General features: G+C 42.4%; 10 protein-coding genes. All 10 read left to right on the forward strand.

The genetic code is table 11. From position 1 onward, the window contains the following. Nucleotides 1-139: 139 nt before the first annotated feature. Nucleotides 140-559 (forward strand): type II secretion system major pseudopilin GspG, encoded by a 420-nt coding sequence (gene gspG / locus ACP69U_RS02475; protein ID WP_045443801.1) that lies wholly within the window; start codon nucleotides 140-142, stop codon nucleotides 557-559. 262 nt (nucleotides 560-821) lie between these two features. Continuing rightward, nucleotides 822-1,385 carry a protein-disulfide reductase DsbD domain-containing protein gene (locus ACP69U_RS02480; RefSeq protein WP_426137724.1) on the forward strand — a complete coding sequence of 188 codons (564 nt, stop codon included), beginning with the start codon at nucleotides 822-824 and terminating at the stop codon, nucleotides 1,383-1,385. A gap of 67 nt (nucleotides 1,386-1,452) precedes the next feature. Next, nucleotides 1,453-3,588 carry a protein-disulfide reductase DsbD domain-containing protein gene (locus tag ACP69U_RS02485; protein ID WP_426137725.1) on the forward strand — a complete coding sequence of 712 codons (2,136 nt, stop codon included), beginning with the start codon at nucleotides 1,453-1,455 and terminating at the stop codon, nucleotides 3,586-3,588. Between the two features lie 374 nt (nucleotides 3,589-3,962). After that, entirely contained in the window at nucleotides 3,963-5,390 is a 1,428-nt protein-coding gene (locus ACP69U_RS02490; protein WP_426137726.1) for a phospholipase A, read from the forward strand. A gap of 27 nt (nucleotides 5,391-5,417) precedes the next feature. Next, nucleotides 5,418-6,269, forward strand: coding sequence for a ComF family protein (locus ACP69U_RS02495; RefSeq protein ID WP_426137727.1), 852 nt, complete (start codon nucleotides 5,418-5,420; stop codon nucleotides 6,267-6,269). Nucleotides 6,270-6,636: 367 nt separating this feature from the next. Continuing rightward, nucleotides 6,637-7,122, forward strand: coding sequence for a pilus assembly FimT family protein (locus ACP69U_RS02500; RefSeq protein ID WP_426137728.1), 486 nt, complete (start codon nucleotides 6,637-6,639; stop codon nucleotides 7,120-7,122). Further along, on the forward strand, nucleotides 7,116-7,811 hold the full coding sequence (gene pilV, locus ACP69U_RS02505) for a type IV pilus modification protein PilV (RefSeq protein WP_426137729.1): 696 nt from the start codon (nucleotides 7,116-7,118) through the stop codon (nucleotides 7,809-7,811). Before ACP69U_RS02500 ends, pilV begins: the two co-directional genes overlap by 7 nt. Beyond that, on the forward strand, nucleotides 7,811-8,752 hold the full coding sequence (locus ACP69U_RS02510; RefSeq protein WP_426137730.1) for a PilW family protein: 942 nt from the start codon (nucleotides 7,811-7,813) through the stop codon (nucleotides 8,750-8,752). Before pilV ends, ACP69U_RS02510 begins: the two co-directional genes overlap by 1 nt. Nucleotides 8,753-8,780: 28 nt before the next feature. Next, nucleotides 8,781-9,611, forward strand: a complete 831-nt coding sequence (locus tag ACP69U_RS02515) for a pilus assembly protein PilX (RefSeq protein ID WP_426137731.1) — start codon at nucleotides 8,781-8,783, stop codon at nucleotides 9,609-9,611. Nucleotides 9,612-9,720: 109 nt separating this feature from the next. Next, entirely contained in the window at nucleotides 9,721-13,686 is a 3,966-nt protein-coding gene (locus ACP69U_RS02520) for a pilus assembly protein PilY (protein ID WP_426137732.1), read from the forward strand. Nucleotides 13,687-13,748 lie beyond the last annotated feature (62 nt).

Raw genomic sequence — 13,748 nt, forward strand, 5'->3', positions numbered from 1 at the left:
CCTGATGCCAAAAGCGATGACAAAAGCGATGACTATAATTGACAAAATTCAAGTAACTACTATGCCAACAAGTGCTATGCCAATAAGTGCTATAAGTGCCAACAAGCCAGCTCCTACGAGAGCCAACAAGCCACTGTCTATGCGTAATAACCAGTCTGGATTTACTCTGATCGAGATCATGGTCGTGATTGTAATCTTGGCAATTCTTGCAGGCTTGGTTGTCCCGAAAGTGGTGGGACAAAGTGATAAAGCTCGCGTCAAGACCACTGAAACAGCGCTTGCTACAGTATCCAACGCCCTTGATATGTATAAGGTTGATAATTCGCGCTATCCGACTACCGCACAAGGTTTAGAAGCGTTAACCACCCCGCCAGCAGAGGCCAAAAACTACCCAGATGGTGGTTATATCAAAGGCGGCTATCCAACAGATGGCTGGGAAAACGAGATGCAATATGTCGCCCCAGGCAGTGAAGGTCGTCCTTATGATTTATTCTCGCTGGGTGCAGATGGCCAGCAAGGCGGCGAAGGTCAAGATGCTGATCTTTATGCCCAATTATAAGTATTAGCTTGATGAGCAATTAAATATGGGTAGCTAACGATCCCTTACTCCATAGTATGTTTATTGGTGACGGTCGCTCTAATGCTCTTAAATATCAACCAATAAGACCTTATTGGTTGATATTTTTATATCAGTAAATAAATGGCGTGGCATTCCATAGGGAGTGTCAAACCATCCATTTTTCCAACAAGCTATACGTTTGATACCAGTCATATCGCCCCGCTCATTTGTCATTAAAATCAGCCAGTAGAGGTCATTGCTCATGTTTACCAACAAACTCAACTCACAAGCCGTCATTACAAATAAACGAGTCTCTAAGTTGCCTCACGCACTTGCAATCATGAGTACTTCATTGATGATAGGGTTGTCGATGGCATCTATGAGCGCTCAAGCTGCAGGTTTGGGCGAGTTATTTGCTAATAATGGTGCTGCAAAATCGAAGTTTTTGCCTGTCGATAAAGCGTTTCAAGTTATTAGCAGCACGAAAGCTACCTCTAAGGGCACGCGCTTATCTATTAATTTTGATATTACGCCAGGTCATTATGTCTATAAAGATCAGCTTACTCTCAGTTTTCCTAAGGGCGTGAGTGCAACTCCCTTTACTTTTAGTCAGTCGCCGGTCTCCATTGACGACCCAACCTTTGGTAAGGTTCCCGTTTTTACCCAAAAAAACATGGTAGCAACCACGACTCTGACTACTAACAATGGTAAAGGCGCAAAAAATGCACCGATTGTCATTGGCTGGCAAGGCTGTGCAAAAGCTGGGCTATGCTATCCGCCAGAGAAAATCAAAACCACGGTTGATATCGCCGTGACACGCAAATAGACCACAAGCCGATCGACTCAAATATTGGTAATAAATAGCATATTAGGTAATAAATAGGTAGCTCTTCATGTCCATCAAGACAATAGAAAAAACACCATCGCTAACGGTACATCGCTCGTCCAAAAAATCTTATCTACTAGCATTTGCGGTCTCTAGTAGCTCGTTGTTTACAGGACTTGCTGCGATGCCCATGATGACGCACGCGGCAGGGCTGGGTGATTTATTTAGCAGTGATAAAAATGCGGCACAGACGAAGTTTTTACCAGTGGACAAAGCCTTTCAAGTCAGTGATAGCAGTAAAGCTACCAATAATGGCACGCGCTTAGCCATTAACTTTGACATTACGCCTGAGCATTATGTTTATAAAGACCAAATCAAACTGACGTTGCCAGCTGGCGTGACCGCCGCGCCTTTTACCTTTAGTCAAAAGCCAGTTTCAATCGATGATCCGACATTCGGAAAAGTACTGGTGTTTGACCAAGCGAATATGGTGGCTACGACGACCTTGAGCAGTAGTAATGGTAAAAGCGTCAACGATGCCGCCGTGATGATTGGCTGGCAAGGCTGTGCCAAAGCAGGGCTATGCTATCCACCTGAAAAAATTAAAACGACAATTGATATCACTGCTGCAACGCCACAAATTGCAGGAAATAGCGCCAGTACTTCTACTCAAGAGGTTGCTAATAACAACAGTCTGACAGATAATGACAACACCGCCGAGTCAAGTGAAACGGTTGCCGATAGTCTTGCAGCAGAGCAAGCGCTGACTGATGATGGGGTGATTGATTATGCCTTGTTGGATGATGAGGCTTTAGAGGGAGAGCTTGGCGCTACCAATACGATTTCTGGCGCAGATAAACAAGGCGTCGATGGCACTGCGACAAGTGAAGTTCCTACGACAACCAACAATACTGTTGCTGGAAATAATGCCACTGATAGCGATCCTTTTGGTTTGGCTTCTCATCCTTGGTTGGCATTGGTATTATTGTTTTTAGCAGGGCTGGGTTTGGCACTGACACCATGCGTACTACCAATGTTGCCAATCGTTGCCAATATCGTTGCCCGTGAGGAAAACCCAACGGTGAAACGCGGTGTTATTCTCACCACCAGTTACGCTATTGGCGTGGCAACAGCTTATGGTATTTTGGGCGCAGTTATCGCCGTGTTTGGTGAATCATTAGGCATTATCGGCTGGCTACAAAACCCCATTATCCTGATTGGTTTTGCGATTGTTTTTGTCCTACTTGCACTATATATGCTGGGTGTGTTTAGTATCCGCTTACCGAGATTTATTAGTAATAAAATGCAAGGCTTGAGTCAAGCAGGGGATAGCAAGCTGGGTAGTACGGGCGGTAGTTTAATCGCGGGTTTCTTATCTGCGCTCGTAGTATCGCCTTGTGTTTCTGCGCCATTGTTTGGGGCACTGCTTGCCGTATCGACGATTGGTAGTCCACTACTGGGTTTTGCGGCTTTATTTATGCTGGGTTTTGGTTTATCCGCACCGCTTATCTTAATTGGTGCCACCCAAGGTAAAATTATGCCGAAGGCGGGCGCGTGGATGAACTGGGTCAAGCAAGGTTTTGCCTTATTGCTCTTTGCCGTTGCTTTATTATTAATTGAGCGCGTCTTTATCTCACCCGTGATGCTGATGGTATGGGCGTTATGGTTTATGGTTGTAGCGATGTGGGCGTGGAGTTGGTTGGGTAAAGGTCGTATGCTGACCCAAGCATTGGGATTAATCGCTGGTATTTGGGCAACCTGTTTAGTTATCGGCGCGGCGTTGGGTAACGATGATAGCTTGCATCCGCTGGCATCTTTAAGTGCTGCTCCGATGATGCAGACGACTGGTCAGCCAGCCATGAGTAATACAACAGATAAAACCGTCACAACGCTGACTGAGTTAGATGCCATTATCGCCGCCAACCCTAAAGTGCTTGTCGATGTCACTGCTGAATGGTGTATCGAGTGCCGTATTATGGATAAAAACTTATTTCATAATCGTCCAGCGCAGATGCAGGATTGGCAGTTGGTGAGACTGGATATAACAGAAACTACGGACGATTCTAAAGCAATCTTAGCGCGCTATAAATTGTTTGGCCCGCCAGCATTGCTGTATTATCAAGACGGTCAGTTGACCAATCAACAAGTAGGCGAGATTGATCGTCCAGAATTTGAGCAAACGTTGACGATGCTTAATAATTGATATCTTAATAACTGATACTTAACAAAACGAATAAGTCTTTTCTAAAGGCTTAACAATACAAAAGAGCCAATGTACTATTCATACAGTACGTTGGCTCTTTTATTTTTATCAATGGTTACCTGACATCCTGATGCTAAGCATTTGGTTTAGCGTTGATTATTGATATTTACATTGGTATAGGGCAGCGATAACGCTAGTATAGTACACACATTTTCATTACAATAAAGCAACAATGCTGAAGGCGCATTACTCGTTGTAATTGCTGACTTCTATGTCTGAATGTCATTGGGTTTATTTTAGCGATGACGCTAATGGTCATACTCATTATCTTATATACTCTGCTGGCGATAATGTCAGTTAGATAAAGGACACTTATGTTTTCCCATATCACCGCACAGCGCCGCCCTATGCCTCTTATTACAGCGCGCAAAAACACGTTATTTCAGACAAGAAAGCATTATTTGAATATTGCTGTTGGTCTAGCGCTAACCTGCTTTACCGTGCAAGTCCAAGCTGCCGATAAAACTCAGAGCGATAATGAGTTACCAGTACCGGAGGCAGTGTTTGAGTTTGAAGACTATCAGGTGTCACAGGATGCCAATACAGCTGCGCAAGATCGCCAAGTAGTCAGTAAAGAATTTATCGCCCAGCAAGCAAAATTGTTTTTTGAATGTACCCAAGTGCAGACCAGTGCCGCACGTTTGGCTTGCTTTGACAAAGTGGCTGAAGAAGGTAAAACACCGAGCTACACCACAACTAAGCAACCAGTAGATTTGGCAAAAACCTTTCAAAGTACGCTTTCAGGTAATCCGCAAGTTGTCTTTGTAGAAGAGAAATCTACCATTGCTGGTGCTAATAATGCCGCTACTGACTCAGTGGCGCGCGCGCCTGCTACTAATGAAGGTTTAGACACCGTTGGGCTAACGCAAAGAGAAGCACAAGTTTTAGAAAATGTTGGGGTCACTCAAAAAGATATCGAAAAATATACACCGCTTAGTTTATCCTATGATCTCGATAAAAACAGTGAGCGTGGGACTTGGACCGTCAGACCATACCGACCGACCTATGTATTGCCAGTATTTTATACCTTTGACCCTAACCTAGATCCAAGCACGCCGTCACAGGAAACTGAGTCCTTTACTTCTAATGACATACGCAATACTGAACTAAAATTTCAGTTGTCTTTGAAGACCAAAGTTGCCGAAGACTTATTCGATACCAGTGCTGATTTGTGGTTTGGTTATACCCAAGAGTCACATTGGCAAGTGTATAACGAAGACAACTCGCGACCATTCCGTGCCACCGACTATCAGCCTGAAATATTTTTGACTCAGCCAGTGACCGCAGATTTACCTTTTGGTGGTCGTCTTCGTATGCTTGGTGCTGGTGCCATTCATCATTCTAATGGACAAGACGATCCGTTATCACGCTCATGGAACCGTGCTTATCTCATGGCAGGGGCAGAGTGGGGTAAGCTATCAATCGTACCGCGCCTGTGGGCTCGAGTGAATAGTGAAAGCAGCAGCAGTGAAGACAATCCAGATATCGAAGACTACATGGGTTACGGTGATATCAAATTCTTATATGACTTGCCTGATCAACAGAGTCTGAGCGGTACATTGCGCTACAATCCAAGCACCAATAAAGGGGCGGCGCAAGTCGATTATATTTATCCATTATCAGAAAACGTTAATGGCTTCGTTCAGGTTTTCCAAGGCTATGGCGAATCCATCATCGATTATAACCACGAAAACACCTCTATTGGCTTTGGTATCGTACTGAATGATTGGAAAGGTTTCTAATATCAGCGCACATTTTGATAATCGTCCATGCGACTTTTAGCGCCTTATCAAACTGGACTATGGCTGGCAGAGTATCTCGATATACGCTGCCAGTTGTGCCGTGTTTATCGCAGCACGCCCCAATCTCAGCTATCTCAAAATTACCTTTTATCAAATATTCGTAGCTTGCCAACGGCTGATTCTATACCGCACTCCCTAAAACCCCTGCCAAACGATCCTTCATTTTTTGCTAATTTGCGCCAGCAATTTAACCACCGTTTTAACAGCGGACTACTTTGCTCGCATTGTCATGACAATATCGCGTGGTTGCCGAAACCCTTCAATGTTGATATTGCTGCTGGTATGGTTTTATCTATCCAAACGGCGACTTATTATGAGTATCCGCTGCGTCAAGCGATCAGAGCTTTTAAGCATCATGAAGACATGACCAAATTGCCGTTATTGTTACATGCTATACGTCAGCTACCACGTCCTCATGGTTGTCATCATGATAATAGCGTGATTGTCGCCATGCCAACAACCGAGCAACGACTGGTCAAACGTGGCTTCGATCCTGTCAGTATTTTATCCGCGCAATTGTCTAAGCATTGGCAGATACCTTTATGGCATGGTGTAAAGCGTATTGACGACACTGTCAGTCAGCAAGGGCTTACACGTGCTGAGCGCCTGAGTAATCTAGACAATGCTTTTGTTTTAATCGAAAAACCTCCTGTGAAACGCTTATTATTGTTTGATGATGTTGCGACCACGGGTGCTAGTTTACAAGCATTGGGACGTACACTGCTTACCTCGTCTGAGACAGTCACCATGTCAGATATTCAAGCCAATCATAAATACCATCTTTCTGCCTATGCTTTAGCGCATGGAAATCAGTCTTAAAATCTGTTCCTCTCTATTGTTAATTACTAATATGTTGCTAATATGTTGCCTTAACGCTATATTATTAAAATAATATATGTTTATTTGTTATTAATATCCAAGATATGATGCTTATCACTCAATAGCATTGCTTATAAAATGATATTTTCTAAATAGCTTGCATAACTGTTATGGCTATTGTTATTTCTATGCAAAACTTTTGTCAAATATTATGGAACAAAAATTGCAGTATTTTGATTAAATAACAATAAAAAGACGGGCAAAAATGATACGAAAATATGAATTCATTGTTGATGTTTTTGGTCCAGTATTGGTATTAGACAAACAATAGTTATTATAAAATTGCCGTTATAAATAGGGATTTGATGTGAACGCATCTACAAATAATCTACCACTTACGCTACGAACAACCAACTCAGGATTTACCCTGATTGAACTGATGGTAACGATTGCTGTGCTTGCCATTATTGTCGGTATTGCAGCGCCGAGTATTAGTACTCAGCTTGCCAATCAGCGAGTCAAATCGACAACGGCTACACTTGCTAATGCGTTAAAAGAAGCAAAAAATGAAAGTTTGATTCGTCGTCAATCTATTACTTTAATCTATAAGGATAGTAGTAATCCCAAAGTGATAAATATTACTAATGCAGATTCGGCGATAATAGCAAGCTACCGTTACGATAGTAAGAGTATTATTAAATCTTCTAAAACCAGTATTAAGTTTGAACCTAGCAAGCGTGTTGATGCGGCAGTTACCTATACTATATGTGATGCAAATACATCGACTATACCCAAAAAGGTTAATGTCAGTAAACTTGCTAACATCGATATTAAGACGGGAGTGTCATGCTAACAAATAAATTAACTTATCAGCGTGGTGTTGGTTTGATAGAGGTGTTAGTCGCCGTATTATTGCTATCTGTTGCAGTATTAGGCTTTAGTGCACTACAAGTACGAGCTATCAGTGCAACAGATGAAAGTCTTGTACGAACGAAGTCTTTAACGGTGGTTCGTAACTTGGCTGAAGTGATGCGTGCTTATCCTGAGGCTTATGTTACTGGTAGCGGTACGACCTTTACTAGTTCTGCTTCAGATGTTTCGGGGGCAACACCAACTATACAAGCTGTCATGAGTAGCTCAGCTACTAATACGGTCACTGTTTCTAGTAACAAAACCAAGGCTGATGGGACGATTGTTAAGGATACCAAAACAATTTCGATCTTAGCTTCAGGTGCCAATTGTCTCTCTACAGAAGTTGAAACAGTCAGTGGTAAAAAGATACCAAAACAGCCCTGTAGTATAGATCAGCTTGCTGCTCGAGATGCCTTGATGGTCAAAAAAATAGCGGCTGATGAAGAGATTAAGCTTGCGATTACGACATGTCCAGGTACATCAGCAGAAGCTATTCAACAGCAGATGTGTATCGTTACTGCATGGAACGATACAAAAGCTATTATGAGTGATAGCGATACAAAGGCTTGCGCGACAAATAATGGGGTATATAAAACTGGCAGTCACTGTCTGATATCGGAGGCTTACTAATGATTGAGCAAAACCAAACAAGTCATCATCAGCTTAACCGTTATCCAGCAGCTGTATCAGGCTTCACGCTTATTGAGCTTATGATTTCTTTAGTACTGGGTCTACTCATTTCTGCTGCAGTCATGCAAGTGTATTTAATCAATACTCGAACCATCACAGTGCAGCAGAGTGCATCAGAAGTGCAAGACAGTACTATTTTCGCCATGCAAGCATTGGAAGATCATATTCGAATTACTAACTTAGGTAATCCCATTACTAGTATTAATGATAAAACCAATCACGGTGGTGTGGTTTTAACAAAAAGTAATTTAGGCAGTGGTAATACCACTGATGTTAAATATTTTACGGCTAGCACTGGCAGTACAGATTGGACTGGGTTATCTAATATAGACAGTATTGGCAGTGATCAACTGACTATCCAATATAAAAATATCACTCCAAATCTATTATATGATTGTGAAGGAACTGAAGTGGCAGCCAACAGCAATGATTGGATTGTTGAACGTTACTTCATACGTTCATCTGGTAATACAACAGGGGAGCTTGCTCTAGCTTGTGATGCTGGACGCGTTAATGATACTGGTATTGTTACTTCTGCTTTCACTGGCAGTGGTGAGATTATCGTACCCACGATAGAACAATTTAAGGTGCTACTAGGTACTCAGACAGGTGTCGATGAATTAACCTACCTGCCAGCTAAGACATACTTAGAGTTGACAGATAAACCGTCGATTACCACTGTCAAGATCGGTGTTATTGTCCGCAGTGATACGCCTTTAATAGCAGATGCTGATAAAGAAACATTTACCCTTCTTGGTAAAGAGCAAACACTGAAAGCTGACAGTACACGTAAGAAATACTATCGCCGTAGTTATGAGTCAACCGTTTTGTTACGTAATGCTCGTGTCATGGCTTTGACGGGCGTCTCGGCTAGTAAATAGTTGTGCAAAATTATAAGAAGAGAATAATATGTCAAATACTCAGCAGTCTTATTATCCAAAAGTGTCTCTGTCTAGTCAGCAAGGCGCAGTATTGATCGTGGTATTACTGTTTTTAGTATTGATCATATTAGCGGGCGTTATCGCTGTTAAGCAAAGTACGACTGACCTGCGACTAGCCACCAGTGACCAAATCAATACCTTGCTATTACAGTCAGCAGATAACGCCAATCAGAATATTGAACAAAGTATCAATGGCAGTAGTAGTGCCAGTATTTATGACGATATGCTGTCACGTAGTGGCCCGTTTGGGCACTTCATCTTAGATACCAGTAGCACCAACCATGAATATGTTTTTTGTTTCCGTCCTCGTAGTCTGTTTTTTGACATTAATAAGACAACCATTACTGTACCTGGTGGGGGTAATATACTAGGCGCTGGCAAAGGCTATTGTAATCCTGCTAAATCTGCTGACTATGTCAGCGAACGTAATGCGAGCATGACCCAAGTAAATATATCACTGACACCACCAAGTGCTAGCAATGAAGCATTTGGTAGTTATACGATTGGTCAAGACAGTGGCACAATTTCCAGTCAAGCGTTTATGTTTGATATCAACAGCACTTCTGTACTACCTGCTTATGCTGATCCAAAGGTCAATGGTAAAGATTGTTTTGAGCAGACTAGTAAAGTCGATAGCGTGAGCAATAAAGAAAACACTATTGGTGGTTGTATGATAAAAGCGGGTGTTCCCAGTAAAGTCTTGTATGAAAAGGCTAACGTAGAAAATAAATCAGAGCGTACACAGTGTGTTGACTTTGGTAAAGGCAGTGGCCTACGTTGTACGCTTCCTTCTACCTAATACTCGTCACTAGCAACTATTTTATAGACAAAAAATCTGTGCATCTGACCATCGCGATATGATTGACATATGGTTAGCAAATTGAATTGACACATATAAGGAATAGGTCATGCAACATGTATATAGCAAAAGGTCTAACCGACAGTCATGGCCTATCAAAGCTTTAGCGATAGCGGTGGTCATAGGGCTGACTGGTACGGTGACTCAAGCCGCTACTGTCAATAGAAAGCCGATAGGTGACTTGGAGATTTATGCACCAGCCAAACCAGGCACAGCGACCATTTTTATGATGTTGGATACCTCAGGTAGTATGGGTGATGGTTTCATAGACGATGATTATGGAAACTCGTTCCGAAATTGTCGTACCAGCTCCGTGAGTTCAGAAAAAATCAATGCGGTTATCTATAAGCGTAAGCTTGATCCATCTGCTGAAGACGGGTTACTTCGAGATGTAGATGGTAATACGGTTAAAGACTTCCAAAATAAATACGCGACCATCAGTTTCACGCCTAGTGGTTGTACTGTTAATCGTGTGACAAGATATTCTAGATTGGTACGTCTACAAATAGCCCTTATTGAATTGTTAGCAGATGATGTTTATAAGTCAGATAATAGTCTAAAAGACACTGGTTCATTAGCGGACGATTATGAAATAGGCTTAGGTAACTATAGCTATAATGGGAATGGTCGCTCAGGCGTGGTGGTTGTACCGACTAAAGCACTGACAGCTGAACAACGTGCCAAATTGATTGAATCAACGAAAGATTTACAAGCAACCGGTGGTACACCAACCTCACATGCTCTAGCAGAGTCCGGGGCTTATATGATGGGTACTACAACGGCACCTGACATAAAAATCGTTGGTGAGCGTGGCGTAAGTGGAAACTACTACCAGTACCGTAAATGTGAAAAAAACGCCGATTCACTATCACTTGACACTGGTCTCAATAAATACGTCTATACTTGTAGTACTTGGGGTTCTTGGTCATGGGATCAATCTATCCTGCCTAGTTATGATTCTACAGTCAATACTGGTTATTACGACCGTCTTTATTATCAAGGTAGCGACAATAGAGATAGCGGTTTCAATGACTCAGTAGAGACAGCCAAAACTCAAGGTAAGAATAGCTATAAGTCTCCTTTAAACCCAAAAGAATGTAGTGGAAATGGCATCTATCTATTAACGGATGGTGAGCCGAATGGTAGTAGCAACGATAGATCGAAAACATTAATGAATACCTCATTATTAGGGGCTACATCACCATTGTCAGTCAGTAGTTGTAATGGTCTATCTGGTGGTAGCAGCAACGGTGCTTGGGGGTGTATGGCTGACTATGCAGAAATATTACGTAACCCAGCCAATAACCCTCTTGGGTTGCCGATAAAAACCGCCACTGTTGGTTTTGGTAAAGCCTTTGATGGACTGACAGGCAAACGCTCTATCGTTATCGATGGAAAAACGAAAGAAGTCACAGACTGTGATAGTGGTAGAAGTGTAAACGCGAATACTCGGAATTTATGTAAACTGGGTGAGCGCAAAGGTGACAATGAAGTCAAAACCTTTGGTGATGGCGGTTTTTACTATACCGAAGAGTCAGCAGATATTGCTGCCAGTATTGTTGATTTTGCCTCAGGCTTGGTACAGATAATCAATACGGCACCTTCAGGTACTATTACTATTCCAGAGGATCCTTATCGCGCTGCAAACCAACTACCCTATGCCTATCTACCGATGCTCGATCCTAGTATTGCTTCAGCAGCCAGTATTTGGAGAGGCAACCTTAAGAAGTATGAGCTGAATAAAGGCACGCTATTTGGTAATAGCAGCAAACTGCTATACAAAGATGTCGCAGGTAACCTTGCTGAGAAAACTCAAGATCTATGGCAAACTGCTGATTTCAAAGTAGAAGGCAGTATAGCCAACAATAATATTACCGCTGGTGGTGTTTATGCGCAATTGCGTACACCAAGCTCAAGCCTTGGTAGTGTTCGTAGCCTTTATGTTGAGGACTATACTTCGAGCGGTAATACCACACCGATTTTACGTAAATTGAGTGTGGATAGTAGCGGTAAGCCACAAGGGTTTGACAAGCTAATAGATACAGTAGCGTACAGTCAGCTGAATCAACGTCGCTTACTGAGCTTTTTAGGTTTTACCAGTGTATTGACCAACGATGGACAGCCCACCTCCCAAACAGAGGTAAAAAAATTAGTACTGACTCGTCCAACGAATGAAACCAAAATTTTGGGCGGTGTGGTACATTCTAAGCCTGAAGCGATCTCTTATAGCGCTACTTTAGATGATAATGGGCGTATCACTGATACCCGTGATGACTATGTTTTATTTGGTTCTATGGATGGTGCCTTGCATTTGGTGGATGCTGATGATGGCAAAGAAGAAGTGGCTATCATCCCGAGGTCTATGTTGATTGCACAACCAGAAGCGTTAGTAGATGGTTCGATTAGAGATCGAGTGGGCGAACCTTACTTTGGCGTTGATGCACCGTGGTTGGTGACAACGGATTACAACTTTGATTTGCCTGAAAAACAGGTAAAAGTAGAAGAGGTAGCAGGTGAGAAAGGTATGTTTGCCTATGGCGGTCTCAGAATGGGCGGTGAGGCTTTTTATGGAATGAATATTAGTAAAAAATCTGAACCAGAAATGCTGTTTACCATTACTAAAGCAGGACTAAGTTCAACCACGGCTGCTAAATCTAACGCTGTAGGTTTTGAGCGTCTAGGTCAAATTTGGAACAAACCAACATCAGCCAAAATTCGTATGAGTAAGGATGCTGACCCTATCAATGTACTAGTGTTTGGTGGTGGTTATGATATGAAATACGAAGATGATAGCTATGTACCAACAGCTAGTGCGCCTGCGAAAGGTAATGCTATCTATGTGATTAACGCCCAATCAGGTGAACTGATATGGTCGACCAGTGGTGAGTCAGGCAGTACAAAGAATATCAAAACCGATAAGATGGTCAATAGTATGGTTGGTGGTATTACTGTACTTGATAGAGACAACGATGGTCTTATGGATCATTTATATGCAGCTGATTTGGGCGGACAAGTATTCCGTGCTGATTTTGAGAATGCCCGTCCTGAAAAATATGGTTTTACTGAAGTGGCCAGTTTCTCAAATAAGCGTGTTACACGAGTGCTTAATGCCGCACCTAGCACTGAGGCATTTAAAAAATATGCATATCGTTTCTATGATCGCCCCATCGTTAGCTTTTATCGTAATGAAGGGATTAGTGGGCAAACCATTGCTAATAACGGTAAGCTATTTGCGTTAGTCAACGTTATCTCAGGTAATCGTAGTGCACCTTTATCTACTTTGCGTAACAATAATGACTACGCCAATCGTGTCTACGGCATCATTGACACTGATATTACTAACGCTGATTTATACAAAAGTGGATTTACGCCTGTGACGCAAAATCTAACAGAAGGTGAACTGGTTAACTTAGCGACTACCCTTGGTGCTTCTCCTTCTGAAGCGCAGAAAAATGCTGCCAAGGTAAATATGATCAAAGGAAGTAAACAGGGGTGGTATTATCCGTTGACGAGATTCGATGGATACAACAATGTTAGGCATAATAAAGGCGTTGGTGATAGTGCAGTCATCAACAACTTGCTATATACCACGGTTTATAATCCAGATAAGCAATACGGTACAGTGGCTAGCTGTGCAGCTAAGATATCGGGTGGCTCAGAGCGTCAATTATACTGCCTACCTTATGGTGTTTGTATGGATAGCACTTCAGTATCAGGAACGGGTGGCTATATACCTGCTGGTCAGGGTATTCAGGAGTTGACCCTTGGCGCATACGACAAGGACAATACAGACGTCAAAATATTGATAGGTACAACGACCATTACTGATCGTATAGAAGCAGCTAATCGTGCAGGATACGGTTTGGATGGTATAAAGAACGATAGTAATATCAAAGACTTGTACCCAGGAGAGCCGAGTCGTCCTACACAGGCAACAGGTGATGGTACGGCTGCTGAGTTTTTATTCAATGAGCGCTATACTCTACAACCGCGAGCATGGTATGAAAGAAAGTAACAGCGTTAGTAGTGTAGTGATAAATGTATACATAAGCTTGCTAAGTACCATCCTTAGAGTCA

This window comes from Psychrobacter sp. TWR1-1-1 (genome assembly GCF_049895865.1).
GTDB lineage: Bacteria > Pseudomonadota > Gammaproteobacteria > Pseudomonadales > Moraxellaceae > Psychrobacter > Psychrobacter immobilis_A.